25 protein-coding genes are annotated in these 25,972 nt (G+C 68.3%); 14 read left to right on the top strand and 11 right to left on the bottom strand.

Going from position 1 to position 25,972, the window contains the following annotated elements; translation table 11 throughout:
- Window positions 1-113 precede the first annotated feature (113 nt).
- The 3 genes from FN821_RS00395 to FN821_RS00385 all read left to right on the top strand — a co-directional run bounded on the left by FN821_RS00395 (window position 114) and on the right by FN821_RS00385 (window position 2,271).
- A complete protein-coding gene (locus FN821_RS00395; RefSeq protein WP_241660032.1) occupies window positions 114-893 on the top strand; it encodes a DeoR/GlpR family DNA-binding transcription regulator in 780 nt (259 codons plus the stop codon).
- Window positions 890-1,894, top strand: coding sequence for a 1-phosphofructokinase family hexose kinase (locus FN821_RS00390; protein WP_131170580.1), 1,005 nt, complete (start codon window positions 890-892; stop codon window positions 1,892-1,894). Before FN821_RS00395 ends, FN821_RS00390 begins: the two co-directional genes overlap by 4 nt.
- Before the next feature lie 119 nt (window positions 1,895-2,013).
- Entirely contained in the window at window positions 2,014-2,271 is a 258-nt protein-coding gene (locus FN821_RS00385) for an HPr family phosphocarrier protein (RefSeq protein ID WP_131170579.1), read from the top strand.
- 4 nt (window positions 2,272-2,275) lie between these two features.
- Here the strand turns inward: FN821_RS00385 and FN821_RS00380 are convergent, their stop codons facing one another.
- Both FN821_RS00380 and FN821_RS00375 read right to left on the bottom strand, forming a co-directional pair.
- A complete protein-coding gene (locus FN821_RS00380) occupies window positions 2,276-2,494 on the bottom strand; it encodes a hypothetical protein (protein ID WP_131170578.1) in 219 nt (72 codons plus the stop codon).
- A gap of 77 nt (window positions 2,495-2,571) precedes the next feature.
- Window positions 2,572-3,078, bottom strand: a complete 507-nt coding sequence (locus tag FN821_RS00375; RefSeq protein ID WP_131170577.1) for a hypothetical protein — start codon at window positions 3,076-3,078, stop codon at window positions 2,572-2,574.
- Between the two features lie 342 nt (window positions 3,079-3,420).
- Between FN821_RS00375 and FN821_RS00370 the strand changes: the two genes are divergently transcribed.
- Entirely contained in the window at window positions 3,421-3,798 is a 378-nt protein-coding gene (locus tag FN821_RS00370) for an ArsR/SmtB family transcription factor (protein WP_131170576.1), read from the top strand.
- A gap of 621 nt (window positions 3,799-4,419) precedes the next feature.
- Here FN821_RS00370 and FN821_RS00365 read toward each other — a convergent pair.
- The 3 genes from FN821_RS00365 to FN821_RS00355 form a co-directional block, all read right to left on the bottom strand.
- Window positions 4,420-5,043, bottom strand: a complete 624-nt coding sequence (locus FN821_RS00365) for a DeoR/GlpR family DNA-binding transcription regulator (RefSeq protein WP_165489169.1) — start codon at window positions 5,041-5,043, stop codon at window positions 4,420-4,422.
- Between the two features lie 141 nt (window positions 5,044-5,184).
- Window positions 5,185-6,819 (bottom strand): alcohol dehydrogenase catalytic domain-containing protein, encoded by a 1,635-nt coding sequence (locus FN821_RS00360; RefSeq protein ID WP_131170574.1) that lies wholly within the window; start codon window positions 6,817-6,819, stop codon window positions 5,185-5,187.
- 92 nt (window positions 6,820-6,911) lie between these two features.
- The gene (locus FN821_RS00355; protein ID WP_131170573.1) at window positions 6,912-7,211 is read right to left on the bottom strand and encodes an FGGY-family carbohydrate kinase; all 300 of its coding nucleotides are present in this window, start codon (window positions 7,209-7,211) and stop codon (window positions 6,912-6,914) included.
- Between the two features lie 194 nt (window positions 7,212-7,405).
- Here FN821_RS00355 and FN821_RS00350 point away from each other — a divergent pair, with 194 nt between their 5' ends.
- Entirely contained in the window at window positions 7,406-8,746 is a 1,341-nt protein-coding gene (locus FN821_RS00350; protein WP_165489168.1) for a M20 family metallopeptidase, read from the top strand.
- Window positions 8,747-9,012: 266 nt separating this feature from the next.
- Here FN821_RS00350 and fdxA read toward each other — a convergent pair whose 3' ends face one another.
- Together fdxA and arcC are read right to left on the bottom strand one after the other, a co-directional pair.
- Window positions 9,013-9,330 carry a ferredoxin gene (gene fdxA, locus FN821_RS00345; RefSeq protein ID WP_131170571.1) on the bottom strand — a complete coding sequence of 106 codons (318 nt, stop codon included), beginning with the start codon at window positions 9,328-9,330 and terminating at the stop codon, window positions 9,013-9,015.
- A 114-nt stretch (window positions 9,331-9,444) separates the two neighbouring features.
- Window positions 9,445-10,377: a carbamate kinase gene (gene arcC, locus FN821_RS00340; RefSeq protein ID WP_131170570.1), complete on the bottom strand. Its 933-nt coding sequence runs from the start codon at window positions 10,375-10,377 to the stop codon at window positions 9,445-9,447.
- On the opposite strand from arcC, the gene FN821_RS00335 reads away from it, so the two are divergent.
- A complete protein-coding gene (locus tag FN821_RS00335; RefSeq protein WP_131170569.1) occupies window positions 10,367-10,561 on the top strand; it encodes a hypothetical protein in 195 nt (64 codons plus the stop codon). The genes arcC and FN821_RS00335 overlap by 11 nt on opposite strands.
- Here FN821_RS00335 and FN821_RS00330 read toward each other — a convergent pair.
- Both FN821_RS00330 and ygeW read right to left on the bottom strand, forming a co-directional pair.
- Complete coding sequence (locus tag FN821_RS00330; RefSeq protein WP_131170568.1) at window positions 10,522-11,760, bottom strand: YgeY family selenium metabolism-linked hydrolase; 1,239 nt, start codon at window positions 11,758-11,760, stop codon at window positions 10,522-10,524. The two genes, FN821_RS00335 and FN821_RS00330, sit on opposite strands and share 40 nt — an antisense overlap.
- Before the next feature lie 37 nt (window positions 11,761-11,797).
- Complete coding sequence (ygeW, locus tag FN821_RS00325; RefSeq protein ID WP_131170567.1) at window positions 11,798-12,988, bottom strand: knotted carbamoyltransferase YgeW; 1,191 nt, start codon at window positions 12,986-12,988, stop codon at window positions 11,798-11,800.
- Window positions 12,989-13,160: 172 nt separating this feature from the next.
- On the opposite strand from ygeW, the gene FN821_RS00320 reads away from it, so the two are divergent.
- From FN821_RS00320 to FN821_RS00300, 6 genes are all read left to right on the top strand, one after another.
- Entirely contained in the window at window positions 13,161-13,901 is a 741-nt protein-coding gene (locus FN821_RS00320) for a hypothetical protein (protein ID WP_131170566.1), read from the top strand.
- On the top strand, window positions 13,876-14,553 hold the full coding sequence (locus FN821_RS00315; RefSeq protein WP_131170565.1) for a nucleotidyltransferase family protein: 678 nt from the start codon (window positions 13,876-13,878) through the stop codon (window positions 14,551-14,553). The genes FN821_RS00320 and FN821_RS00315 overlap by 26 nt, the downstream gene beginning before the upstream one ends.
- Window positions 14,554-14,739: 186 nt before the next feature.
- On the top strand, window positions 14,740-15,291 hold the full coding sequence (locus FN821_RS00310) for a hypothetical protein (RefSeq protein ID WP_131170564.1): 552 nt from the start codon (window positions 14,740-14,742) through the stop codon (window positions 15,289-15,291).
- A gap of 63 nt (window positions 15,292-15,354) precedes the next feature.
- The gene (locus FN821_RS14825) at window positions 15,355-15,486 is read left to right on the top strand and encodes a hypothetical protein (protein WP_277751000.1); all 132 of its coding nucleotides are present in this window, start codon (window positions 15,355-15,357) and stop codon (window positions 15,484-15,486) included.
- A 143-nt stretch (window positions 15,487-15,629) separates the two neighbouring features.
- Window positions 15,630-15,863 carry a FitA-like ribbon-helix-helix domain-containing protein gene (locus tag FN821_RS14955; protein ID WP_131170563.1) on the top strand — a complete coding sequence of 78 codons (234 nt, stop codon included), beginning with the start codon at window positions 15,630-15,632 and terminating at the stop codon, window positions 15,861-15,863.
- Entirely contained in the window at window positions 15,860-16,258 is a 399-nt protein-coding gene (locus FN821_RS00300) for a type II toxin-antitoxin system VapC family toxin (protein ID WP_131170562.1), read from the top strand. The genes FN821_RS14955 and FN821_RS00300 overlap by 4 nt, the downstream gene beginning before the upstream one ends.
- A gap of 245 nt (window positions 16,259-16,503) precedes the next feature.
- Here FN821_RS00300 and FN821_RS00295 read toward each other — a convergent pair whose 3' ends face one another.
- Window positions 16,504-17,517 carry a dihydroorotate dehydrogenase-like protein gene (locus FN821_RS00295; RefSeq protein ID WP_131170561.1) on the bottom strand — a complete coding sequence of 338 codons (1,014 nt, stop codon included), beginning with the start codon at window positions 17,515-17,517 and terminating at the stop codon, window positions 16,504-16,506.
- Window positions 17,518-17,522: 5 nt separating this feature from the next.
- Window positions 17,523-21,098: a pyruvate:ferredoxin (flavodoxin) oxidoreductase gene (nifJ, locus tag FN821_RS00290; RefSeq protein WP_131170560.1), complete on the bottom strand. Its 3,576-nt coding sequence runs from the start codon at window positions 21,096-21,098 to the stop codon at window positions 17,523-17,525.
- Between the two features lie 418 nt (window positions 21,099-21,516).
- On the opposite strand from nifJ, the gene ygfK reads away from it, so the two are divergent.
- Together ygfK and ssnA are read left to right on the top strand one after the other, a co-directional pair.
- Window positions 21,517-24,561, top strand: a complete 3,045-nt coding sequence (gene ygfK / locus FN821_RS00285) for a putative selenate reductase subunit YgfK (protein ID WP_131170559.1) — start codon at window positions 21,517-21,519, stop codon at window positions 24,559-24,561.
- A 7-nt stretch (window positions 24,562-24,568) separates the two neighbouring features.
- The gene (ssnA, locus tag FN821_RS00280) at window positions 24,569-25,891 is read left to right on the top strand and encodes a putative aminohydrolase SsnA (protein WP_206661925.1); all 1,323 of its coding nucleotides are present in this window, start codon (window positions 24,569-24,571) and stop codon (window positions 25,889-25,891) included.
- The last annotated feature ends 81 nt before the right edge of the window (window positions 25,892-25,972 follow it).

Here is a 25,972-nt window from a genome sequence, read left to right as displayed (position 1 = left end):
CAATAGCCTGGTGTAAACCAAGAGATATCCACATCCGTTTGTGTCAAATCAGACAAGATCGGGCGTGGGATTCCACCACGGATCCGGGTCTGGGCCCCAACCTGAAGGACTCAATGAGCGGCATGTACGCCGAAGAACGACATCAGGCGATCGCGAGCCTGGCGCGCAAACACGGACGCGTGTCCGTGGCGGAGCTGGCCGAGCGCTTCGATGTCACCTCGGAGACGATCCGCCGCGACCTCGATTCCCTCGCCCGCCGCGGGCTGCTGACCCGCGTCCACGGCGGCGCCGTTCCCGTCGAGAAGGTCCGGCTGGTCGAGTTGGGCGTCTCGGTGCGCGAGTCCGAGAAGGCGTCCGAGAAGCAGCGCATCGCCGAGGCGGCCGTCGCCCTGCTGCCCGACAGCGGCGACCTCACGGTCCTGCTGGACGCCGGCACCACCGTCGGACGCGTCGCCGATCTGCTGCCCCCCGGACGCATCACGACCGCCGTCACCAACTGCCTGCACACCGCGGCGGCCGTCTCGGCCCGCAACCGGACGAATGTGCAGATCATCGGCGGACGCGTCCGCGGCGTCACGCAGGCCGCCGTGGGGTCGTCGACCGTGGACGCCCTGCGCAGCCTGCGCGTCGACGTCGCGTTCGTGGGCACCAACGGCTTCACCCCTAGCCACGGGTTCTCCACGCCCGATCCGGCGGAGGGCGACGTGAAGCGCGCGATGGTGGCCTCGGCCCGCCAGGTCTTCATGCTCGCTGACTCGTCCAAGTTCGGCTCGGACTACCTCGTCAGCTTCGCCAAGCCGGGCGACGTCGACGTCCTCGTCACCGACCGCGGGCTCGACCCGGAAACCCACCAATCCCTCGTCGATCACGGAATCGAGGTTGTTCTCGCATGATCGTCACCTTCACCGCGAACCCGAGCATTGACCGGACGGTCGTCCTCGAGGGCCCCCTGGAGCGCGGCGAGGTGCAGCGCGCGGCGTCCGTCATCGAACAGGCGGCCGGCAAGGGCGTGAACGTCGCGATCGTCACGTCGGCGTCCGGGATCTTGACGGTCGCGGCCCTGCCGTTCGAGAACGAGGGCTACAGCGCCATGCTGGACGAGCGCATGAACGAGAACATGCTCGTGGGCTCCGGGAAGGCGGCGCATCGGCCGCGCACCAACACCACGATCACCGAGCCCGACGGCACCACCACCAAGATCAACGAACCCGGCCCGGTTCTGTCAGCGGACGACCTCGCCGCTGCCTCGGACAAGCTCGTGCAGCTGTGCGCGAACGTCCCCCGATGGCCCGACAGCGGCTACACCCGCGATGAGGCTGCCTGGGTGGTGTTGTCCGGCTCGCTGCCGCCCGGCGCTCCGGACGATTGGTACGCGACGCTGATCCGCCGGATCAAGCCCTTCGGCTGCAAGATCGCGATCGACACCTCGGACGCCGCCCTGGACGCCGTCCTGGACGCGCTACCGGAGGCGTCCTTCGATCTCATCAAGCCCAACAGCGACGAGCTGGCGCAGCTGACCGGAGGGGACGCGGCCGCCTTCGAGGCGTCCGCCAAGGCCGGCGACCTGGACGCCATCGTCGCGGCCGCCCGCACGCTGCAGCGCCGCGGTATCGCGAACGTCATGGTGACGCTCGGCGGCGCGGGGGCGGTGCTCGTCAACGCGTCCGGGGCTTGGTACTCGACGGCGCCGAAGGTCGACGTGAAGAGCACGGTCGGCGCTGGTGACTCGTCGGTGGCCGGGTTCATCCTGGCCGAGGTCCGCGGGGCGGCGCCGGACGCCTGCCTGGCGTCCGCGGTCGCCTATGGCTCGGCGGCGGCGGGGCTGCCCGGCAGCACGCTCCCCCGCCGCGAGGACGCCCACCCGGAGCAGGCGCGGGTCCGGGCCCTGAGCTGAGCGGGCGTCGGCGTCCAGCGATCGGACGCCGTCGGTTCCCTTGACTCGCGCGAGAGACTTGGCGACAGGAATTGGTCGTCGAACAATGCAGCATCCATCCCACTGAAGGAGAACAGCCCATGGCCAGCAAGACCGTCATCGTCGGATCCTCCGTCGGACTGCACGCGCGTCCGGCATCGCTCATCGCCGAGGCCGCTCAGGAGTTCGACGACGAGATCCTGTTGTCGATCGCTGGCGAGGATCCGGTGGACGCCGGCTCGTCGCTGCTCATCATGACCCTCGGCGCCGAGAAGGGCGCCGCGGTCACCGTGGAGTCCGACAACGAAGAGGCCGTCGAGAAGATCGCCGCCCTCATCGAGGCCGATCTCGACGCCTGATCCCCTAGTGGCGGCGACGTAGGGCCACGACCGCGCCGATCACGGCGATCGCGGCCAGGCCCCCGAGCCACCACCACGACAGTCCCGCACCGCCCCCGCTGGCAGCCGCCGGCGGGGGCGGTGTCGCGTCCGCGCTGGGGGTGCCGGACGCCGCGGCGCTCGGCTGTGTGGCCGGCGCGGGCGACGCGGGCGGCACGAAGTCGAGCGCGCGCAGGTAGACCACGCCCGCCTTCTGATCGAGGCCGGGCCCCAGGTGTAGGGCGATCCCGGCCGGGCCGGTGACGTTGGCCAGGGTGTAGGTCAGCGACTGAACCGCGCGAACGTGATGCGACGCAGCGGGATCGAGTACGCGGCGAAGTCGCCGATGTCGTTGATGTCGCAGACCTTCTTGCCCTCGGTCGGCGCCATCGGCTCGGCCACCTGGCAGACCTCGGTCTTGGCGGTGGTCGAGGGGGCGAGCGCGGACGCCTCCACGGGCGTCCCGGCGAGGAGCTGGACGCGTCCAGGCCCTGCATTGGACAGCGCCAGGGTCCGGACCGGGACGCCGTAGGCGGACGTCGGCAGGGCGTCCAGGGGCTTGAGCGGCAGCGTCATGGGCTTGCCGAGGATCGTGGCGCCGAGCCAGTCGACGGCGGCGTCCGTCAGCAGCTTCTCGTGGGCGGCGGCGTCCGGGCAGCCCTTGTCGCAGACGTGCGCTCGTCGCGCTTGGCCGCCGACAGCGTGCGGTTGGCGTAGCTGTGCCCGAAGCCCGGTACCAGCAGCAGGATCTCCGGGGACGTGCGGACGGCGTCCAGGTTGTGGGTCCACGAGCTGACCGCGCAGTGGCACGCTGAAGCCACCGGGGATCGCGAGGTTGCCGACGTCGAACGCGCTGACGCGGGCCGTCTCGGTCTCGGTGACGGTGGTCTTCGCCCTGGTCCGGCCGTCGGCCTTGGGACCAGGGTCATCCGCACGCGCGGATGCCGGGACGAGCGTGCGAGCAAGGCAACGAGGGCAGCGAGAACCAGAAATCGCCGGGTGGCTGGCATGGCGCAGAGCTTGTCCAAGCCCTCGTTGGCTGAGCTTGTCGAAGCCCTCGCACGCGGCTCCGACGGGCTCAGCGCGATTGTAGATAGACCATCATCGATATGGCGGGTAGTGTCAGGCGGCATGACGAGCTTGGGCGCCCTCCCCGTGGCCACTTCGGCCGACGTCTGCTGCCCGGGCGCGGACTGCGACCTGCTGCCGGTGCAGGAGGCGTCCGACCTGGCCGACGTCTTCCGCGCGCTCGGCGATCCGAACCGGGTGCGGCTCCTGCGCTACCTGGCCCAGTCGGACGGCGGCACCGCCTGTGCATGCCACCTTCCCGAAGCCCTGGGCATCACCCAGCCGACGTTGTCGTTCCACCTGCGCAAGCTGCACGACGCAGGGCTGGTTTCCCGCGAGCAGCGCGGACGCTGGGTGCACTGGACGGTTCGTCCAGAGGCCCTCGCCGGCGTCAAGGCTTTCCTCGACCTGCCCGAGCCCGGGTCTGCCGGCTGCTGCTGAGACCTAGGCGTCCGCCAACCGCCCGCGGCAACGCCCCACGACGTCGACACGCCGCCCAGCCCCCAGGTCAGACCCCCAGCCGCGACCTCCGGGCCAGGTCGCCTTCGGTCTGGTTGGACGTCGGCACGTGGCCCGGCAGCGGCAGCACGCGCTCGTGGATCGCGTCCACGATCCAGGCCGGCGCCGACGGCGCGTCCAGGTTGATTCCCTTGCTGGCGGCGAGGCCGCGCGCGCGGGGGGACGCCGCGGATGGCGCTTCGCTGGATCCACTGGGTGCCGAACCTCCCGGATTTCCGGGAGCCTGAGCACCCAGTCCGAGCGCCTCGAGACCCTGAGCACTCAGTCCGGACGCGGCATCCCCAGTGGCGCCTTCGGATGCCGAACCCCCTGCGTGACTGGGTGCCGCTCTCGAATCACCTTCGTATTGATTTCGCAATCGGCCTAGCGGGTCGGGAGGTCCGCGTCATCAGTCTCAGCGAGCAAACTCAGGGAGCTTTCGAATGGTTGAGCGCCCGAAGCGCCGCGTCAGGCTCAGCGAGCTTCGAGATGCCGCACCTTGACCTTGGGCAGAGGCCTTGACGATGGCTGTGCTTGTCGAAGAACTACAACAGACCCGGGGACCTACACGATGGCTGAGGTCGTCGAAGCCCCGTCGAGAGTCGCCGAGCGCACCCTCGCGGCTAGACGAGCCGCAGCTCGGCCCGGGACTCGCTCCGCAGGGACTCGGCGGCGGCGTCCGGAAGCGTGGTGTCGGTGATGATGCCGGCGAGGTCGCCCAGATCGAGCACGCGCACGAACCCCGGACCGCCCGAACTTGGACGCGTCCGTGACGAGCCAGGCCTCATCGGCCTGTCCGCTCATGGCGGCGATCACCTCGGCGCCCTCGGCGAATTGTGTGGTCAGGCCGCGCTGCGGGGTGAACCCGTCGGTGCCGACGAAGGCGAGCCGAACGTTGAAATCCCTGATCGCGCGCAGAGCGACCGGCCCGACCAGCGACTCGCTCGGCCGGTGGAATGTTCCCCCGGTCATGATCACGGTGATCCCCGCGTTGTGGCGGGCGTGGGCGAACACCAGCGTCGAGTTCGTGACGATCTGGACGCCGCGGCGGCGTCCGAGGTGCCGGACGATTCCCGCGGTCGTCGTGCCCGCCTCGATCATGATGCGGTCGCCGTCGCGGACGAGTTCGGCGGCGGCTTGGGCGATCACGTCCTTCTCGGCCGCCCGGGACGCCTGCCGCGTCAGCAACGTCTTGCACCGAGGTCGAGACCGCCCCGCCGTGGGTTCGGGTGAGCAGCCCGCGCGCTCGACGCACACCAGGGCGATTCGCACCCAAACCGGCAGAGCGCGGCCGGACCAGTGGCCCGGCCGCGCCTGCGGCGTCCACCATCAGGCCAGCGCCAACAGCGCCTTCTCGGCCTCCGACGTCCACACGCCATTGTCGAGGTGCGCCGCCACGGACGGCAGCTTCTCGGGCATGTCGACCAGGCGCACCAGGCCCAGATCGTGCAGCGCGGGGTAGACGATGATCTTGCCGCCGGACGTGCGGTCCATGACGGCCTGGATGGCGTCGGCGAAGCCGGCCATGCCGCACACGGCGTCCAGGGAGATCGAGTTGTCGTAGTCGCCGCGCTCGACCTTGCGGAGCACGGTCTCCATGTCGGCGATGTCCGAGCCGGACGTGCCCGCCAGGAAGATGCGCCGATCGATCATGCCTTGGTAGTCGACCTCGCCGTATGACCCGATGGGCAGGCCGGCGAACAGGTTCACGGTGGCGTCGGAACCGCACAGGTCGATGCCGCCCGACAGCAGCGCCGCGGACGGCACCATGCAGGTCACGTAGGTGTAGCCGCCCTCGAGCGCCTGGGACGCGCTGTTGACGAACTTGACCGCGACGCCCTTGGTGTCGGCCACGGGCTGGACGACCTCGGCGAGGTGCGCGAGGCGGTCGTCGGAGACGTCCGAGCAGTCGACCGACAGCGCGTCGAGGCCGAGGACGACCGCGCGCATCGTGTGCATGAGGCCCATGGGTCCGGCGGCGCCGATCACGAGCATCTTGTCGCCGGAGCGCACCTCGGTGCTCGGCGGGATCATCGCGTAGGACGCCTCCGCGTCGTTGCCCGCGGTGCCGATGTACCGCGTGTAGTCGTAGTGGACACGGCCCACATCGACCGTCACCTTGCGTCCGATCGTGCCGCCGCCGAGCACCACGTTGAGGATGCCCTGGGTGCCCAGCAGGTTGGCGAGCGCCTCGATCGTCTCGGCGTCCGAGCCGAAGTAGACGATGTCGTCGAAGTGTCCGGTCACGTCGGCCAGGGACGACTCAACGCCCTGGACGCCGACGGCCGCGGCGTCCGTCCCGACCAGCACCACGGACCCGGCCGCGGGTCCGTCGGCCAGCGACGACACGGACGCGCCGGCGTCCGCGACGACGAGCAGCGAGCCGCCAGCCAAGCGGTGCTGGCGCTCCTTCCACGCGTACGCGTTCTCGACGGTCGCCCACGGCTCGATCAGGCCGACCTGCGCGGCGGTCGGGCCCTCGGAGACGCGGATCAGGAAGTCCTCGCCGTCGCGCCACACGATGCGCTCGTCGACCACCACGTACTCCTGCAGCGCGCCCTCGAAGGCGTAGCCGAACGAGCCGTTCGAGGTGGGGGTCTTCATGTGCTTCCAGTCGGCCTGGACCAGCACGCGGTCGCCGACCTTGTAGTGCGTGACCTTGTCGCCCACGGCCACGACGCGCAGCACGGGCTCGTGGCCCGGGACGGTCGGCTCGGCGTTGGGCTTGTAGCTCGGGATCTCGGCCAGTTCGGCCGGCGTCAGGCCGGCGATGACGTCGACCTTGCGGGGGTGCACGTCGAACTGGTGCAGGAGCTTGGTGTCGGAGAAGCAGATGCCGCACGCCTCCGTCTTCAGCAGGATCTGCGTGGGGCCAACCGGGTCGACCGGCTTGGTCTTGTTGTGGACGATTTGGTCCTTGCCCACGTACTGGATCGCATGCTGGGTGGCGGGAATCTGGTTCATGTCCGGCTCCTCGTCGGTTTGCTTTGTTTTATGTTGTTATCGTGCCCGATTTCGTCCGTTTAGGCTAGAGCCAATTTCGTGACGGGACGCCGTCACGCCAGTCGCGCTTCGGCCGCTGCCCACACCGTACGGCTTCCCGTCGGATTGTATCGTTTCAGTTCGCTCCCCCTCGCGATGAGCCTCCGCAGCGCGGTCAGGTCACCCGAGACGGCGCCCATCGCCCGTGCCTGCACGACCACGTTGCCCTGCGCGGACGCTTCCACGGGTCCGGCAACGACCGGCAGCCCGCAGGCGTCCGCTGTCAACTGGCAGAGCAGCTCGTTCCGCGAGCCGCCGCCGACCAGGTGGACGACCCGCACCTCGGGTCCGCCCAGCGCCTCGATCAGGCGCACCCTACGCGTTCATCTCGTGCGGCCCTGGTCGATCGTGGGCGCCGAACTGCGGGCGCCGATCACGACGCCGGACGCCTTCGCCGCCGGGTCCAGTACCCGGCGCGTCAGCGGCCACAGGGACCGTGAACGCCGACGACCCAACGCGAATTGGGCCTAGAGGCAGGCCGCAACCGGTGGAGGGCCATCATGGACGCGTGATCAACGTCGCCAGCCTCGCCGCCCAGCTCGTCCAACTGCCGACCGTGAACCCACCCGGACGCGAGCGGTTGGCGTCCGACCTGCTCGCTCCCCTACTCGCGGACGCCGGACTGCAGGTCACCCGCGTCGGGGTCGACGGCGACCGCGAGACGCTCATCGCCGTCCTGCCGGGCGCCGACCCGGCCGCTCGGGCGCGCATCTTCACCGGCCACCTCGACGTCGTCCCCGTCCCGGACGCCGAGCGCCTGCGGTGGGCGTCCGAACCGTTCTCAGGAGAGGTCCGGGATGGACGCCTCCACGGGCGCGGGTCCGCCGACATGAAGGGCGGGGTCTCGGCGTTCGTCTGCGCGGCGCTCGATCTCGCGCGCTCGGGCCGGACGCCGCCGGCGGACGTCATCCTCGTCCTGACCGCCGACGAGGAGGACCTCATGCTCGGCTCCAAGGCCGTCGCCGGCCACCCCCTGCTCGACCGGGACGCCGACGTGGTCGTCTGCGAGCCCACGAGCCTGCGCCTCTGCACCGCCGGACGCGGGCGTACCTGGGCGCGCATCACCTTGTCAGGGACCACGGCCCACGGCTCGGACGCCTCCGCGCCAAACCCCATCCAGACCGCCGCCCGCCTGATCGACGCCCTCGCCGCCGAAGACCTCACGGCGTCCCCACTGGGGTGGACGGGCTCTCCCGAGCGGGGCGATCAGAAGGCGGGCACACCCCACCCAACCGATCGGGGGACGGTGACCGCAGACCCGAACGATCTGAGTGCTGAACCTTCCGGAAATCCGGAAGGTCAAGCACTCAGACCACCCTCGGGGACTCGGCCCGAGTCGGCTACCGGTACTGCGGTGTCCACGGGCGAGCCTGGCGCCCACCGTCCAACGGGCGGCCCCAGCTTCTGGCGTCCACTGGCGATCGCGGCGGGCGCCGAGCCGTGCGTCGTCCCGGACTCCTGCACCCTCACCGTCGACGCCCGCCTCACCCCCGACCACGACCCCGACGACGTCTGGCGCCGCCTCTCGGCCATCCTCGATCGGCTGGCCCTCGCCGCCGACGTCGACATCGTCGACCGACGCGAAGGCTGGCGGACGCCGCCGACGTCCCGTCTCATCTCGGATGCCCTGTCGGCCCTGGACGCCGAGGGTCTCGATCCCCGCACGGGCGTCTTCGCGGGAACCACCGACGGCACCGTCCTGCGGCGAGCGGGCCGCGGCCACGGCGTCCGGGACGTGATCATCCTGGGACCGGGCGACCTGGCCGCCGCCCACGCGGCGAACGAGTCGGTCGCCCTCGCCGACCTCGCTGCCGCGCAGCGCCTCTATGCGCGCCTCATGGTGGGCTAGCTGCCCGAGCCCGCGAGATGAATGCGACTTGGTTATTCGTCCGACCGAACCGCATCCGGACCCCACCGCTCGGCACTCTGATCCACGGAGCCGACCTTCGTACAGTTAGCCGACGTCCGGACATCGGCGAAGCGGACGAACCTCGGCTCCGTGGCCGGCGACGGCCCCCAAAAGCAGGACACGGACCAGCGGCGTCCGGACACGAAGAAGGCCCGCCTCCCAGGGGGAGGCGGGCCCAGTACTTCAGCGGACGGATCCGCGTGAGGTCACTCCTTCGGCGGAAGAGCGGCGACGCGAGGCTCGTCGACCCCGGTCGCGCCCAGCCGGGCAGCGCCGCCCGGAGAGCCGAGGTCGTCGAAGAACACCGCGTTGATGTCCTTCCAGTCGAGGTCACTCTCGGGCAGATCGTCTTCGTAGAAGATCGCCTGGACGGGGCACGCCGGCTCGCAGGCGCCACAGTCGACGCACTCCTCCGGGTGGATGTAGAGGTTGCGGTCGCCTTCGTAGATGCAGTCGACCGGGCACTCTTCGACGCACGCCTTGTCCTTGGTGTCCACGCAAGGAAGCGTGATGACGTAAGTCATGTTTTCTCCTGTCGGAATTGGTGCTGTTGTGACAGTGCTCAGGACTCTACAGGCTCGCCGTCACCACGGAAGGAGACTGCCAAACCTGTTCGGTCCCTCGCGCAAAACCTCTGATCAGGCGACGACCCAGGTGCCGGTCTTGCCCTGCAGTCCCTCGACCATCTTATCGAGCGACGTGATGAGCGTGCGGCGGTTGGTTCCGGACTTCACGAAGTCCATCGCGGCCTCGATCTTGGGCAGCATCGACCCGGCCGGGAACTGGCCCTCGCCGATGTACTGCTCGCATTCGGCGAGGGTGATCTGGTCCAGGTCGCGCTGGTTCGGCTTGTTGAAGTTGATCGCGACCTTCTCGACGCCGGTCAGGATCGCCAAGGCGTCGCAGCCGGTGTCGGCCGCGAGCAGGATCGACGTGCGGTCCTTGTCGATGACCGCGTCGATGGCCTTCGTCCAGCCGTTCTTGGTGACGACCGGGATGCCCCCGCCGCCACCGGCGATCACGACGTGACCAGCGGAAACGAGCTCGCGGACGGCGTCCTTCTCGAGGATCTCGATCGGGTGCGGGGACGCGACGACCTCGCGGTAGCCGCGCCCGGAGTCCTCGATCATCGTCTTGCCCTCGGCCGTCATCGCGTCCGCGGTGGCCTTGTCGAAGAAGGCGCCGATGGGCTTCGTCGGGTTGGCGAAGCCGGGATCGTCGGCGTCCACCAGGCAGCGCGAGACGACCGTCGCGACGACCTTGCCCTCGACGCCCTGCTTGTGCAGTTGGTTCTCGATCGCGTTCTGCAGGTGGTAGCCGATGTAGCTCTGGCTCATGGCCACGCACTCGGACAGCGGCATGACGCGTCCCTCATGCAGCCCGGCCTTGCCGAGGTCGATGTCGGTCTTGATCATGCCGACCTGCGGGCCGTTGCCATGGCAGACGACGACCTCGTGACCGTCACGCAGCAAGCCGACGATCGGCTCGGCGATGACGCCCACGGTCTCGACGAGTTCGTCGAAGTCAACGCCCAGGGCGTTGCCGCCGAGGGAAACCAGAATGCGAGCCACGTTGCTCTTCCTTTTCGGTGAGTTCTTGAGTTCGGACGCCGACGCGTCCAGTTGGTACGGGATGACGCCGACGGCGTCCGGTGGTGTTGAGACGGACGCCGGGGCGGGCGGAACCCCGCCCGCCCCGGTTGAGTCACGCTCGGATCAGAGCTGCGTCACCACGGTCTTGGTGTCGCCGACCTGATCGCAGTAGACCTTGCCGAGGGCCGCGTAGAGGGCGGCGCAGCGGACGAGGTCGTCCTTCCACTGGAGCTCGTTCGGGGCGTGGGCCTGAGCCTCCTTGCCGGGACCGAAGCCGATCATCGGGATCTTGTGGCGACCGGCGGTGGCGACACCGTTGGTCGAGAAGGTCCACTTGTCGATGCGGGGCTCGCCGAACAGACCGCGGTGCACCTCGGCGGCCGACTGAACCTCGGGGCTGCTCTCCGGGATGACCCACGTCGGGAAGTAGCACTGCTGGCCGTACTCCTTGCCCGTCCACGCCACGCTCTTGTAGTCGTAGCAGAACACGCGCGCGTTGTACTTCTTGGCGGCGGGCAGGTTCTTGACCTCCTCGATCGCACCCTGCCACGTCTCGCCGTCCGTCAGGCGACGGTCGAGGGAGACCGCGCAGCTGTCGGCGACGGCGCAGCGCGAGGGCGAGGTGAAGAAGATCTCGGACGTGGTGACGGTGCCCTTGCCGAGGAACGGATCGACGTGCAGGCGATCGTTCAGGTCCCGGATCTCGAGCAGGATCTCGGCCATCTTGTAGATGGCGTTGTCGCCGCGCTCGGGAGCGGAGCCGTGGCAGGAGACGCCGTCAACCTCGACGCGGATCTCCATGCGGCCGCGGTGGCCACGGTAGATGCCGTGGTCGGTGGGCTCGGTGGAGATGACGAAGTCCGGCTTCTCGCCCTCTTCCTCGATGAGGTAGAGCCAGCACATGCCGTCGCAGTCCTCTTCCTGGACGGTGCCGGCCACCATGTAGGTGAAGCGGTCGTCCAACAGGCCGCAGTCCATGGCGACCTTGCCGCCGTAAACGGCCGACACGACGCCACCGAGCTGGTCGGAGCCGCCACGGCCACCGATGAGCTCGTCGTCCTCGAAGCCCTCGAAGGGGTCGAACTTCCAGTTGTCGATGTTGCCGACGCCGACGGTGTCGATGTGGCCGTCGAAGCAGATCAGCTTGGGGCCGTTGCCGATGTAGCCGATGGCGGAGCCGAGGCCGTCGATGCGGGTGCGGTCGTAGCCCAGCTTGTCCATCTCGGCGACGATGAGGCGGCTCTTCGCCTCTTCCTCACAGGACGTGCCCTTGTTGAGGATCAGCGCGCGCAGGAACGCGGTCATGTCAGCGCGGTAGCTCTGCGCCACCTCGTTGATCTTGGCGTAGTCGATCTCAGTCATGAATATGCCTTCTTGGTAGGTGCGAGTTGGTGGTTGATCAGTGGGCCCAGCGCGCGGGAGCGGACTCCCAGAGCTGCTGCAGCTTGCCTTGAGGATCGGCCTGCTTCATCAGGAAGATCATCGCGGCGATGGCGTACGGCTTGTTGGAGGCTTCCTTGTACATCGGGACGCGGTAGCGATCGAACACCGACTCGGCAACCTCACCCTCCTTGCAGGACACGCCCGTGATGTCGGCCGGCAGCGGGTGCATGTACAGGCCCTTGCCGTCCTTCGTCTTCTTCATGAGCTCTTCGGTGGTCGTCCAGTCCTTGTGCTGGGCGTTCTGCGCGAGCAGGCGCTGCTCCAGCTCCTTGATGCCGGCGGTGTCGCCGTTGCCGTAGAGCTCGGTGCGCTCCTCCATGGCCGCGAACGGCGCCCAGGACTTGGGGCACACGATGTCGGCGCCGTCGAAGGCGTCCTCCATCGAGTTGGTGACGCGGAAGCTACCGCCGGACTCGGCAGCGAACTTGGCGGCGACGTCGCGCGGCTCCTGCATCGTGTCGTAGCCCTCGGGGTGCGCGAGGACGATGTCCATGCCGAAGCGGGACATGAGGCCGATCATGCCCTGGGGCACGCTCAAAGGCTTGCCGTAGGAGGGCGAGTAGGCCCACGTCATGGCCAGCTTCTTGCCCTTGAGGTTCTCGAGGCCGCCGAACTCGTGGACGAGGTGCAGCAGGTCGGCCGTCGACTGCGTCGGGTGGTCGATGTCGCACTGCAGGGAGACGACGGTCGGACGCTGCTCGAGGACGCCCTCCTTGTAGCCCATCTGGACGTACTCGGAGAAGGCCTTCATGTAGGTGTGGCCCTTGCCGATGTACATGTCGTCGCGGATGCCGATGACGTCGGCCATGAACGAGATCATGTTGGCGGTCTCCATGACGGTCTCGCCGTGCGCGACCTGGGACTTGCCCTCGTCGAACACCTGCTCCTCGAGGCCGAGGAAGTTGCAGGCGGACGCGTAGCTGAAGCGCGTGCGGGTGGAGTTGTCGCGGAAGAGGGAGATGCCGAGACCGGAGTCGAAGATGCGGCAGCTCTTGTTGTTCTCGCGCAGGGCGCGCAGAGCGTCAGCGACGGCCAGAACTGCCCTGATCTCGTCCTCGCTCTTGTCCCACGTCAAGAAGAAGTCGTCCTGGTACAGGCCCTTGAAGTCCAAGCCTTCGAGCTTGGCGAGGCTGCTCTGGAAATCCATGTTGCTCGCTCCTCTGCGAATGTTCCCAACCGCGGACGGCCATCGTCCGCCGTTGCCTTGCCGTAGATACTTCCCATGTAACAGGGTCTACTGTGCCTAAAGTCTAACAGTGACTTCGGGCGCTGGAGAAGAAACGACCCAGATTGTTTCGAACGCCAATAGACTGCGGCTCATGACGCTTCACTCCCGGCACTCCGAGCAGGACGCTGCCGCGATCTTGGTGAGCTCCCCCTCCGTCTTGTCGAAGATCGCCGGGTACGTCCACACCGATGCCAGCGCTGAGAACGTGGATTGGGCGCGGGTCGCCGAGCTGGCCGATCGCAACATCCTCTCCAGCGTCGACCGCGCCTTCCTCGGCATCTGCGCCGACATCGCCGGCGGGGCCAACGAGGACGAGGCCCGCAGCTTTGGCGCACGTTGGGATGCCCTCGACTGGCAACACCAGGCCATCATCGCCGGTGTTCTCACCTCCTCTGCCCAAAGCAAGCGCACCAACGAGCGGCGTCTGCTCGGCAAGACCGGGTTCGTGGACACCTACCACGAGTCCGATCGCGAGGAACTGAACGTCGTCCGCGTGCGGCTGGGGGCCGATCATCCTGCGGTCGTCAACGACGCCCTGGGGCGAGAGCGGGTCGGCTACCGCGAGGGGGCGTCCGCCAACGAACTCTGGCAGCGGGGACGCGGCGTCTGGCGCATGCAGCCCGACCGCGTCATCGCCTCGCAGCTGCTGCTGATCGCGCACGCCGGCGTGATTCGGCTTGTCGGCACCATCGACGGCGTCACCATTCACGGCGACCGGCTGGCGATCATCGGCAGCCCGCTCGCGGACCACCCGCTCATCGGGCAGTCCGATCCGCTCGACAACGGCAGCCAGAACCCCGTCGCGTATGGCAGCCTCGACGCCGACGACTGAGTCGTCCGCGGGGGTCGTCGGCATCGTCCTGGCCGCAGGCGCCGGACGCCGCATGGGCGGCCCCAAGGCCCTGATCGGGCCGTTGGCCGAAGAAGGTCGGACGCCGTTGGCGCGGGTCTGTTCGTGGGTGCACGAGGCCGGCTGCGCGCGGGTGATCGCCGTGATCGGTGCCGAGGCGGATCGCGTCCGGGAGGCTCTCCAGCTCGATCCGTGCGTTAGTGGCGGAGTTGTGGTTCCCAGCCAACAACAAGTCCGCCAGCAATCCCCCGCCGACTCCTGGCTGGAGATCGTCGAGGCGTCCGACTGGAACTCCGGCATGGGGGCCTCCCTGCGCACCGGATTGAGTGCGGCCAGGCGCACCCTTGAGCCCGCCGCTCTCGTCACGCTAGTCGACCTGCCGGACGTCCGCAGCCAGATCTACAGACACGTCCTGGACGCCGCCGGCTCGGCGTCCGACGTGTTGGCGCGGGCCTGCTACGGCGGACGCCCCGGGCATCCGGTGGTCATCGGGCGCGACTGGTGGGACGCCGTGGCGGCGTCCGCGGTCGGCGACCAGGGGGCGCGCGAGCTGTTCAGTCGGACACCGCACCGCCTGATCGAGTGCGGGCATTTCGGCACCGGCGAGGACGTGGATCGTCCTGCGGACCGATGATCGATCGCGGCGAGCTTTGATGCAATGGCACCAGCGGGGCGGCTGGCCGGCTTCAGGCACCGGTGGTGGATGTACGGGCCAACGGAGGCGGACCGGTCGACAAGGGTGACGGGCGCTCAGGTTCACCACCCATCTGGACAGTGTCTTCGGACGCTCTCGAAGAGAGTGGGCGGCTAGGTGTCAGAGGTGTCGAGTTGGCACGCGGGGCTGGTGTCGGCCGCCATGGCGACCCCCGTGTGGGTGACGGTACTGCTGGCTTTGATGGCCGCGACCACCTCGGGGCGCTTGAAGCGCGCCCTTCGCATCCTGTTCTTGGTGAGTCCGCCGCTGACCTGGGTGCTGGCGGGGTTCGTGCTGGCGGTCGCGGACGCGGACTGGGTGCGAGGGAGGACGGCTTCCTCCGTCGGTGACATGGGCTGGTTTGTCGTCCTCGTGTATGGGGGTGGCGCAGGACTCATCACCTGGGCGGTCTGCCTGGTCTGGATCGCGGCGAGTAGCTACGCCGGTCGGCTAGGTCGCTTCCTTCTTGGGTGGCCTTTCTGGTCGATCCCGCCCTTGCTCCTGGCGCTGGCCTGGTGGTTCGCGAACCGGCGGCTGGGGATGACGTCAACGTATGCGTTCTGGATCGCGTTCGGGGGAACGGGGGCTTGGGTGTTGAGCGCCCTCTGGGTCGGGGTCACGGCAGCGACCGGTGGAAGCAGCTCAGGCAAGGGCTGCGCGGCGCTCCGTCGGGGATGAGATTGTGGCTGGGGACGTCGCACCACGTTGGGGACAGCACTCATATCCTGCACAGGAGCGGACATGACCGATCGGAGTCGCACCCTGCTACCGGTGCTGGGACTCGTCGCCGCCCTCGCTCTCGGCGTGGTGCTGGCCCGTCACGTCGCCGTCAATCCCGCCGAGAACTGGGCCAGGCGATCGGGGTCGTGGTGATGATCGTGATCATCGTCAGGACCCTGATGGGCTTGGGCCGCAGTGATCAGGGCTGAGGCAGAGCACCGTCTGACGTCAAGTTCGACGGGCAACTCGAGAACTTCGCCCTGGCATGCATCATGCATGGCATCTATGCTCGGAGCATGCCCACGCTTCAAATCCGCGATGTCCCCGACGAGCTCTCGCGCGAGCTCAAGGCTCGGGCGGCGGCGGCCGGGCAGTCGCTGTCCCAGTTCGCGCTCGCCGAACTGACCCGGGCGATGAAGCGGCCCCGGGTGGACCTGCTCTGGGCCCAGATCGACGCGCGGGTCGTCGATCGGCTCGATGACGTCGGTGCGGCAGCGACGGTGCGGGCCGATCGGGACGCGCGTCCGTGATCGTAATCCTGGACGCCTCGGCGTGCGTCGAGTTCCTCCTCGGGACGCGGCTGGGCGCGGCCGTCGCGACTGAGGTCATCGCCGCCGACTCCCTCCACGCCCCGGAGCTGCTGGTCAGCGAGGTGGTGTCCGCGCTGCGCGGGCTGACGCGCGCCGGCACCATCTCACCGACCGACGCCACGTTGGCATTGCGCGATCTTGCGCGGCTCGACGTGCAGCTCGTCGGGGCACTCCCTCTGGCCGAGCAGATCTACCGACTGGGGGCGGCGCACTCGACCTACGACGCGCACTACGTCGCGTTGGTCCGGGCGATCGGTGGCGTCGTCATCACCACGGACGCGAAGCTGGCTTCGGCGCTCGATCCGGACGAGGTGCGGCTGGTCCGACGGGACTAGGGCCCCTCGCCTCCGAGTCACCTGCCACGGAGGCCGGACCCCCTGCGTCGCCGCGCGGGCCGGCCCCGCACGCCCAGCGGCCCCCGGAGATCAGCGGGCCGCGGAACAGAACAGACCTGCACCCAGGCGCACGTCGGCCACGGTCGCCGCGGCTCCGAGGCAACGGCGGGGACGCATCCCGGCCCCGCACGCGCAGCGGCCCCCGGGAAACCCGGGGGCCGCGAGACTGACGCGTCGGCGTCCGATCAGAGAATGACCGGGGTGGACGTGACGGTCTTGATGTAGACGTCGCGCTCGTACGCGCCGGGATCGCCGACCGCGGACAGGTTCATCGAACCCCGCAGCTGGATCACGGACTCGTACTCGTGCTCGGTCATCCAGGTGCGCAGGCCGTCGAGCATCGCGGTGATCGCCTGCGGACCCGACCGCAGGACGGCCGACGTCGTGCACGCCACGTCCGCACCCACGAGCAGCAGCTTCAGGACGTCCTGCCACGTGTGCACGCCACTGGACGCCGCCAGGCCGACCTTGGGCAGCTGGGCGTCCAGGATGCCGATCCACCGCATGGGCAGCCGGATGCGCGTCGAGTCCGTCAGCGGCACGGCCGGCGTGAGCTTCAGGGTGTCGAGGTTGATGTCGGTCCCGTAGACGCCCGAGAACAGGACGAACCCGTCCGCGCCCGCAGCCCGCGCCCGGGCGGCGAAGTTGCCGAACGAGCTGAAGTGCTGCGAGACCTTGATGGCCAGCGGAATCGTGATCGCCTTGCGAACGGCCTCGATGACGGCCAGGTAGCGCTCTTCGATCTGCGCGGACGTCTCCGTCGGCGAGGCGTTGACCGAATAGAGGTTGAGCTCCATGGCGTCCGCGCCGGCGTCCTGGTACTCGGCCGCGTAGCGCGACCAGCCGCCCAGGTTGGTGCCGTTGAGGCTCGCGAAGACTGGGATCTTCAGGGCGTCCTTGGCGTCCTTCATCAGCTTGATGTGGCGTCCGGGACCGATCTTGGCGAGATCGATCTCGGGCAGCGGCGCTGAGGCGAACTCGGCGAAGCCGTCCGCGAGCTCGCTGAGCTCGTACGCCTGCATCTCCTCGGCCTCGGCCTCTTCTTGGAAGAGGCTCGGCAGGACGACGGCGGCAGCGCCCGCGGCCTCGAGCTGCAGCATCGACTCGACCTCACGGGTCAAAGGACCCGAGGAGGCGATGACCGGGCTGTCCAACTTGATCCCCAAGTAGGTCGTGGACAGGTCGGGTGCGTTGACCATTTCTCTCACTTCTCCGTGTTCTCAGCAGGGACGTTGGACGCGCCGTCGGTGAGCGCGCGCTCGACCGTGGCCATCTGGCTGTAGTAGCGCCAGCGCTCTTCCACGTCGGCGTGGGCACGCTTCCACAGCGCTTCTGCCCGCTCGGGGTCGGACCGGCGCAGCATGGCGAACCGGGGCTCGCTGGCCAGGAACGCCTCGACCTTGCCGTTGGGCGCCTTCGAGTCGAGCTGCAGCGGCTTGGCGTGCTCGTCCTGGCTCGGACGGAAGCGGAACAGCGGCCAGTAGCCGGACGCCACCGCTTCGCCCTGGTGCGTCATGGAGGTCTCCATGTCGATGCCGTGGGAGATGCAGGTCGAGTAGGCGATGATGATCGACGGTCCGTCCCAGGCCTCGGCCTCAAGGGCCGCCCGGACGAACTGCTGCTGGTTGGCACCCATGGCGACCTGGGCGACGTACACGTTGCCGTAGGTCTGGGCGATCAGGCCGAGGTCCTTCTTGCCGGTCGACTTGCCGGCCGTCGCGAACTTCGCCACCGCGCCGCGCGGGGTCGCCTTGGACGACTGGCCACCGGTGTTGGAGTACACCTCGGTGTCGAGCACCAGGATGTTCACGTTCACCCCGGACGCCAGCACATGGTCCAGACCGCCGTAGCCGATGTCGTAGGCCCAGCCGTCGCCGCCGATGATCCAGGTCGACTTCTTGACCAGCTCGTCGGCGAGCGATTCGAGCGCGCGGGCCTTCATGCCATCGACACTCTTCAGGGCCTCCTTCAACGTCACGACCCGCTCGCGCTGGGCGAAGATGCCCGGCTCCTCGGACTGGTCGGCGTCCAAGATGGCGTCGACCAACTCGGCGTCCAGCTGGGGCTTCAGCTCGGCGAGGTACCGCAGCGCCTCGGCGTTCTGCTGCTGCCAGGCGAGTCGCATGCCCAGGCCGAACTCGGCGTTGTCCTCGAACAGCGAGTTGGACCAGGCCGGGCCGCGTCCGTCCGCGTTGACCGCGTAGGGCGTCGTCGGCAGGTTGCCCGAGTAGATGGACGAGCAGCCGGTCGCGTTGGCGACGAGCATCCGGTCACCGAAGAGCTGGGTCAGGGTCTTGATGTACGGGGTCTCGCCACAGCCTGAGCAGGCGCCCGAGAACTCGAACAGGGGCTGCAACTGAGCCGTGCCCTTGACCTGATCGTGCCGGACCAGGGAGCGGTCCACCTCGGGGATGCCGAGGAAGAAGTCCCAGTTGGCGCGCTCGGCGTCCAGGTGCTCGAGCCGGTTCTCCATGTCGATGGCCTTGTGCTTGACCTGGGTCTTGCTCATGGCCGGGCAGGTGTCGACGCAGACGCCGCAGCCGGTGCAGTCGTCGGGTGCGGTCTGGACGACCAGCTTGTGACCCGACAGCGTGCGGTCGCGGTAGTCCTTCGACTTGAACGACTCGGGCGCGCCGGCCAGGTCGCCCTCCGGCATGACCTTGATCCGGATCGCCGAGTGCGGGCAGACCATGGCGCACTTGCCGCAGTCGATGCACAGGCTCGGATCCCAGATCGGGATGATGTCGGCGATGCCGCGCTTCTCGTACTGCGCCGTGGCCGTCGGCCAGGTACCGTCGATCGGCATGCCCGAGACCGGGATCTCCTCGCCCAGGCCGAACAGCATCTTCTGCGTCACGTTCTTGACGAAGTCCGGTGCGGACGCCGGCACCGCCGGCATGCGGTGTTCGGTTCCGGACGCCGACGCCGGGATCTCCAGCTTGCTCAGCGCCTCGATGGCCGAGTCGATGGCCGCCCAGTTGCGCTCGACGATGACGCGGCCCTTGCGACCGTAGGTGTCCTCGATCGACTTCTTGATCTTCGCGATCGCCTGCTCCTGGGCGACGATGCCCGAGAGGTAGAACAGGCAGGGCTGCATGACCGTGTTGATGCGCTTGCCCATGCCGACCTTGTAGGCCACGGCCTGGGCGTCGATGACGTAGACCTCGAGGCCCTTGTCAATGATGATCTGCTGCACCTCGACGGGAAGCTGCGCCCAGGTCTCGTCCGCCGGGAACGGCGAGTTGATCAGGACCTTCGCGCCCTTCTTGGCGATGTCGAGGGTCTGCATCTGGGCCAGCAGGCCGAACTGATGGACGGCCACGAAGTCGGCCTCGTCGATCAGGTAGGCCGAGTTGATCGGCTTATCGCCGAAGCGCAGGTGCGACACGGTCGACGAGCCCGACTTGCGGGAGTCGTAGACGAAGTAGCCCTGTGCGTAGCGTCCGGGGTCGGAGCCGATGATCTTGACCGTGTTCTTGGACGAGCCGACGGTGCCGTCCGAGCCGAGGCCGTAGAGCACCGCGGTGACGACGCCGAGATCGGGCTTGAAGTTGGGATCCCACGGCAGCGACAGGTGCGTGACGTCGTCGTTGATGCCGACGGTGAAGCGCTTCTTGGGGGCGTCCTTGGCGAGCTCGGTGTAGACGGCCGCGGCCATGGCCGGGGTGTAGTCCTTCGAGCCGAGGCCGTAGATGCCGGCGATGACGCGGGGCATCGAGCCGCCGCGCTCGAAGAGCGACAGGACGACGTCCTCGTGCAGCGGCTGCGCCGAGCCCGGCTCCTTCACGCGGTCGAGGACGGCGATCGACTTCACGGACGCCGGCAGGGCGGCCAGGAAGGCGTCCGACGGGAACGGCCGGTACAGGCGGACGTGCAGCGCGCCGACCTTCTCGCCACGGGCGTTCAGCTCGTCGATGGCTTCCTTCGTCGTGCCCCAGCCGGAGCCCATGATCACGATGACGCGCTCGGCGTCGTCGGCGCCGTAGTACTCGACGAGGTCGTAGCGGCGTCCGGTGCGCTCGTAGAACTCGTCCATGACCTCGGAGACAATGCCCGGGACAGCGTCATAGAAGAGGTTGGACGCCTCGCGGCCCTGGAAGAACGCGTCCGGGTTCTGCGCGGTGCCGCGCAGCGTCGGACGGTCGGGCGAGAGGCCGCGCAGGCGGTGGGCGATCACGTCGTCCTCGCGCACGAGGGCGCGCAGGTCGTCGTTCGTCAGCAGCGCGATCTTGTTCTCTTCGTGGCTCGTGCGGAAGCCGTCGAAGTAGTGCAGGAAGGGGATGCGCGCGCGCAGCGTGGCGGCGTGCGAGATCAGGGCGCAGTCGTGCGCCTCCTGGACGCTGGTCGCGCCGAGGATCGCCCAGCCGGTGCCGCGGCACAGCATCACGTCGGAGTGGTCACCGAAGATGCTCAGCGCGTGGGTCGCGATGGCGCGGGCGGCGACGTGGATGACGGCCGGGGTCAGCTCGCCGGCGATCTTGAACATGTTCGGGACCATCAGTAGCAGGCCCTGGGACGCCGTGAACGTCGTTCCGAGGACGCCCTTCGTCACCGCTCCGTGGAGCGTTCCGGCAGCGCCACCCTCGGACTGCATTTCCACGACGTCGGGGATGCCTCCCCAGATGTTGGTGCGCCCCGCGGCGCTCCAGGCGTCGCAGTACTCGGCCATCGGCGAGCTCGGGGTGATGGGGTAGATGGCGACGACTTCGCTCAGCGCGTGGGCCACGCGAGCCGCGGCCTCGTTCCCGTCCATCGTCGACCAGTTCTGATCGGCCTGCATATAAATGCCCTCCTGGCTAGCTGCTGCACCCGTCGCACGGGGTCTGTCCGGGCCTCGCGCCAGCACTGTGGTCGGCCGCACGGCCGCAGGACACACCGCGCATCGACGCGCGCGTCCCTGAGTGGATCTTCATCGTATTCCTCATCCGGCGGTCGGTAGACGCTTTTGAGAGAAGAGGCGAAAGTTGCCCGATTTCCACCGAGGGAGCCAAGACTTTGGCCGAAGTAGCCCGCGGAGGCGTCCATCGTTCTACAGTGATCTCAATCCCTAGGCTGAAGTGCGAACTACAGTCGAAGGCGTCCCGCGACGGAGCGGAGCACCACCGAGTCGACCGGTTCTTGCCACTGGCGAGGCCGACCTTCACGGTCGCCGAGCGTCCGTCCCATGACCTTAGAAACTGGCACGGAAGAGGTTCTCAATGAGCGACATCATGCGTCCCCTGTCTTTCGATCACCTCATGTCCTGGGCGCGCACCGAGCTCGCTCACGATCATGCGATCTTCGGCGTCCACGTCGAGAAGATGTGGCGTCCCACGTCGGACGTGATGATCAAGGACAGCTTCGGAGACTCCGTCGCCAACCCGGTCGGCCCCGCCGCTGGGCCCTCGACGCAGCTGTCGAACAACATCCTTGTCTGCTACCTCTCCGGCGCCCGCTTCATGGAGCTCAAGACCGTTCAGAAGATGGACGGCGCCGAGCTGATGGCGTGCGTGCCCAAGCCCTGCATCCAGATGGAGGACGAGGGCTACAACTGCGAGTGGTCCACCGAGCTGACGGTTCAGCAGGCCTTCGACGAGTACGTCCGCGCCTGGTTCGCCTGCGCGTTCTTCGGTGTCGAGCTGGGCCTGGGCCAGGTCGGCGACGTCGCCTTCAACATGAGCGTCGGCTACGACCTCGAGGGCATCAAGCTGCCGAAGATCGACAACTACATCGAGGGCCTGAAGGACGCCTCCCAGACCCCCGTGTGGGCCGAGTGCTACGGCTGGCTCGAGGCGCACCTGGGCGAGTTCGAGCACTTCACCGCCGAGCACCTGGCCGCGATCCCGACGCAGATCTCCAACTCGATCACCCTGTCGACCCTGCACGGCTGCCCCGCTGGCGAAATCGAGTCGATCGCCTCGCACCTGATCAACAACAAGGGCGTTAACACCTTCGTGAAGTGCAACCCGACGCTGCTCGGCTACGAGTTCGCCCGCGGCACCCTGGACGCCCTCGGCTACGACTACATGGTCTTCGACGACCACCACTTCAAGGCCGACCTGCAGTTCGCGGACGCCGTCCCGATGTTCAAGCGCCTCAAGGCCGAGGCCGCCGCGAAGGGCCTGCGCTTCGGCGTCAAGCTGACCAACACCTTCCCGATCAAGGTGGCCGCCGGCGAACTGCCGTCCGAAGAGATGTACATGTCCGGACGCTCCCTGCTCCCGCTGACGATCTCGCTGGCACTCAAGCTCGCGGACGCCTTCGACGGCGACCTGGCCATCTCGTTCTCGGGCGGCGTGGACGCGCTGACCGTGGCCGACATCCTCAAGACGGGCATCCAGCCGATCACGGTGGCGACGACCGTTCTCAAGCCGGGCGGACCGCAGCGGTTCCAGCAGCTCGCCGACGAGGCCGTCAAGGTCATGTCGGACGCCGGCCCCATCGACCTCGCCGCCTTGCGCGAGCTCGTGGGCCGGTTCATGGCCGACCCGATCTTCCACAAGCGCTACCGCGAGAAGTTCCCGAGCCGGAAGACCACGTCGGCCCTGCCGCTGACCGACTGCTTCAAGGCGCCCTGTGAGCATGGCGGCTGCCCGATCGAGCAGCAGATCCCCGAGTACCTGACGCTGACCGCGCAGGGCCGCTACGCCGAGGCGTTCAACGTCATCGCGCTCGACAACACGGCGCCAACGATCAACGGGGTGCTGTGCGCCCAGGACTGCCGTCCGAAGTGCACGCGCCTCGACTACGACCAGTCGATCCACATCCGGTCGGTGAAGCTGGTGGCGTCCGATCACGCCCAGGACGAGTTCAGCCAGGCTCAGGTGGCCCCGGCCCTGGTGACCGACAAGAAGGTCGCGATCATCGGCGCCGGCCCGGCCGGCATCGGCGCGGCGATCTTCCTGCGCCGCAACGGCGTCGACGTCGAGGTCTTCGAGAAGCTGGACGGCCCCTACGGCGTCGTCAACTACATCATCCCGAAGTTCCGCATCTCGACCGAGCAGATCATGCGCGACTTCCGCCTCGCCGAGGACCTGGGCATCACGTTCCACTTCAACTGCGATCCGAACTTCGACGTTGCTGAACTGCAGAAGACTTACTCGCACGTGATCGTCGCGACCGGCGCTTGGGGCAAGTGCCCGACGCCAGTTCGCGAGGGCGGCGAACTGCTGGTGGACGCCTTCGACTTCCTCTGGCAGTCGATCAACGAGGGCGGCTTCCCGTGCGGCAAGACCGTCGCCGTCATCGGCGCCGGCGACGTCGCGATGGACTGCGTCCGGACGGCCGCTCGTACCCCGGGCGTCGAGCGGGCCTTCATCGTCTACCGCCGCAACGAGGCCAACATGCCGGCGCTGCAGGAAGAGGTGAACACGGTCCGCGAGGAGGGCCTGGAGATGATCCAGCTCGTCGCGCCGCTCACCTACGACGGCAAGGTGCTGCACTGCGAGGTCATGCGCCTCGAGGGTCGGGACGCCTCCGGCCGCCGCGCCATGGTCGGCACCGGCGAGTTCGTCGACTTCGAGGCCGAGACCGTCGTGGCCGCCACCGGCGCCACGGTGATCCGCGAGCCCTACGAGCGCAACGGCATCGCCCTCGACGACCGCGGACGCATCGTGTTGGACGCCGACTTCCAGTCGTCGCGTCCGGGCGTCTTCGTCATCGGCGACGGCCGCAAGGGCCCGTCCACGATCGTCCAGGCCGTGGCGGACGCCAAGGTCGCGGCCCGCGCGATCATGCGCGAGGTCGGGGTCAAGGCCGACTACGACCGTCCGCACCCGACCGTGCACCAGCCGGTGGCGCCGATCCGCGCGAACCGTGCGCTGATCATCAACCCGCTGCACGGCAAGGACGAGGGCGGCCGCTGCCTCACCTGCCAGGACATCTGCGAGATCTGCACCGAGGTCTGCCCCAACCGGGCGAACATCTCGGTCAAGGTGCCCGGCTTCGGCAGCGATCCCTTCCAGATCGTCCACATCGACGGGCTGTGCAACGAGTGCGGCAACTGCGGCACGTTCTGCCCGCACGCCGGCCTGCCCTACAAGGACAAGATCACGACCTTCTGGACGCACGAGGACTTCGAGGAGTCCACGAACGTCGGCTTCTTGCCGAACCACGACGGCGGCTACCTGGTCCGCCTGCCCGGCGGCGAGGAGACGACGATCTCGGGGGCGTCCGACCCGAAGCTCCCGGCCGAGATGGCCGCGGTGCTGACCGCGCTCGAAGCCAACTACGCCTACCTGCTGGCCGCCCCGGCCGGAAAGTGAGTCTGAGATGCTGCTGATCGCTGGCGGACCCGTCCTGACCAACGACCCCGACAACCCGTTCATCGTCGGTGACGGCGGCGTCCTGATCGACGACGACGTGATCGTCGCGGTCGGGCCCACGGCGGAACTCAAGCCGCAGGCGTCCGAGGTGCACGACGTCGAGGGCAAGTTGATCATGCCCGGCCTGATCAACGCCCACACGCACGCCTACTCGGCGTATGCGCGTGGTGGCCCCGTCTCGCTGCCGACGCGGAACTTCCAAGAGACCCTGGAGAACCTGTGGTGGCGGCTCGATCGGCTGCTGACGCTCGAGGACGTCAAGCTGAACGCGGAGTTCACCTTCAAGGAGGGCATCCGCAACGGCGTGACGACGTTCTTCGATCACCATTCGTCGCCGAACGCGGTGACCGGCTCGCTCGAGGCGGAGGCCAAGGTCGTCCGCGACATGGGCGTGCGGGCGTCGCTGTGCTTCGAGACGTCCGACCGGGACGGCACCGAGATCTTTGCCGAGCAGGTCGCCGAGAACGTCGACTTCATGAAGTCGGTCAACACCGATCCGGACGCCTATCTGCGCGGCATGTTCGGCCTGCACGCGGCGTTCACCCTGTCGCAAGCGTCGCTCGAGAAGTGCATCGAGGCCAAGGGCTCGGTGCCGGGTGGATGGCACGTCCACACCGCTGAAGGCCCCGGCGACGAGGTCGACTCGTACCGCAAGTACGGGCGTCCGATCGTGCAGCGCTTCGAGGAGCTGGGCATGCTCGGCGACGACTCGCTGTTCATCCACCTGGTCCACGTCAACAACCGCGAGATGGAGCTGCTGCAGACGTCCGGCTCGTGGGCCGTCCACAACCCGTACAGCAACATGGGCAACGCGGTCGGCACGGCGCGCGTCGCCGAGTTGCTGAAGCGCGGGGTCAAGATGGGCCTCGGCACGGACGCCTACACCTCCGACATGCTGGCCTCGCTGGGGCTGGCGAAGGTGCTCATGTCGTCGTCGCTGGAGGATCCGACGGTCGGCTTCATGGAGTCGGTCAAGCTGCTGTTCGGCACGAACCCGGACCTCGCGTCCCACTTCTTCGGCGGTGGCCTCGGACGCCTCAAGGCCGGCAACTTCGCCGATGTGATCACGCTCGACTACCACCCGCACACGCCGTTCAACGCGAACTCGATGTGGGGCCACGTCATCTTCGGCCTCAATGGCTCCCTCGTCAACGACACCATGTGCGGCGGCACGTGGCTGATGCGCGACCGCGAGCTGCTGACCCTGGACGAGGCTCGGTCGGACGCCCGGTCCGCCGAGCGTGCGGTGGAGATCTGGAAGCACATGTAGGTCGCGCCGGATTGGGCGTCGGGCTGCCGGCGCCCAGTCCGGCGTCCCTGGCACCGAACTGGGGTCGGAAGCGACGGCCCG

The sequence above is a fragment of the Propioniciclava tarda genome (assembly GCF_900182665.1).
GTDB classification, from domain to species: domain Bacteria; phylum Actinomycetota; class Actinomycetes; order Propionibacteriales; family Propionibacteriaceae; genus Propioniciclava; species Propioniciclava tarda.
Note: the sequence above shows the minus strand (reverse complement) of the source record. Positions and strands in the feature narration are given on the sequence as shown.

What these genes read in the sequence shown, in the direction of transcription:
- FN821_RS00395 (WP_241660032.1), top strand. Translation starts at nt 114, where the DNA reads ATGAGCGGCATGTACGCCGAAGAACGACATCAGGCGATCGCGAGCCTG.
- FN821_RS00390 (WP_131170580.1), top strand. Translation starts at nt 890, where the DNA reads ATGATCGTCACCTTCACCGCGAACCCGAGCATTGACCGGACGGTCGTC.
- FN821_RS00385 (WP_131170579.1), top strand. Translation starts at nt 2,014, where the DNA reads ATGGCCAGCAAGACCGTCATCGTCGGATCCTCCGTCGGACTGCACGCG.
- FN821_RS00370 (WP_131170576.1), top strand. Translation starts at nt 3,421, where the DNA reads ATGACGAGCTTGGGCGCCCTCCCCGTGGCCACTTCGGCCGACGTCTGC.
- FN821_RS00360 (WP_131170574.1), bottom strand. Translation starts at nt 6,819, where the DNA reads ATGAACCAGATTCCCGCCACCCAGCATGCGATCCAGTACGTGGGCAAG.
- fdxA (WP_131170571.1), bottom strand. Translation starts at nt 9,330, where the DNA reads ATGACTTACGTCATCACGCTTCCTTGCGTGGACACCAAGGACAAGGCG.
- FN821_RS00335 (WP_131170569.1), top strand. Translation starts at nt 10,367, where the DNA reads ATGCGAGCCACGTTGCTCTTCCTTTTCGGTGAGTTCTTGAGTTCGGAC.
- FN821_RS00330 (WP_131170568.1), bottom strand. Translation starts at nt 11,760, where the DNA reads ATGACTGAGATCGACTACGCCAAGATCAACGAGGTGGCGCAGAGCTAC.
- ygeW (WP_131170567.1), bottom strand. Translation starts at nt 12,988, where the DNA reads ATGGATTTCCAGAGCAGCCTCGCCAAGCTCGAAGGCTTGGACTTCAAG.
- FN821_RS00320 (WP_131170566.1), top strand. Translation starts at nt 13,161, where the DNA reads ATGACGCTTCACTCCCGGCACTCCGAGCAGGACGCTGCCGCGATCTTG.
- FN821_RS00315 (WP_131170565.1), top strand. Translation starts at nt 13,876, where the DNA reads ATGGCAGCCTCGACGCCGACGACTGAGTCGTCCGCGGGGGTCGTCGGC.
- FN821_RS14825 (WP_277751000.1), top strand. Translation starts at nt 15,355, where the DNA reads ATGACCGATCGGAGTCGCACCCTGCTACCGGTGCTGGGACTCGTCGCC.
- FN821_RS14955 (WP_131170563.1), top strand. Translation starts at nt 15,630, where the DNA reads ATGCCCACGCTTCAAATCCGCGATGTCCCCGACGAGCTCTCGCGCGAG.
- FN821_RS00295 (WP_131170561.1), bottom strand. Translation starts at nt 17,517, where the DNA reads ATGGTCAACGCACCCGACCTGTCCACGACCTACTTGGGGATCAAGTTG.
- nifJ (WP_131170560.1), bottom strand. Translation starts at nt 21,098, where the DNA reads ATGCAGGCCGATCAGAACTGGTCGACGATGGACGGGAACGAGGCCGCG.
- ygfK (WP_131170559.1), top strand. Translation starts at nt 21,517, where the DNA reads ATGAGCGACATCATGCGTCCCCTGTCTTTCGATCACCTCATGTCCTGG.
- ssnA (WP_206661925.1), top strand. Translation starts at nt 24,569, where the DNA reads ATGCTGCTGATCGCTGGCGGACCCGTCCTGACCAACGACCCCGACAAC.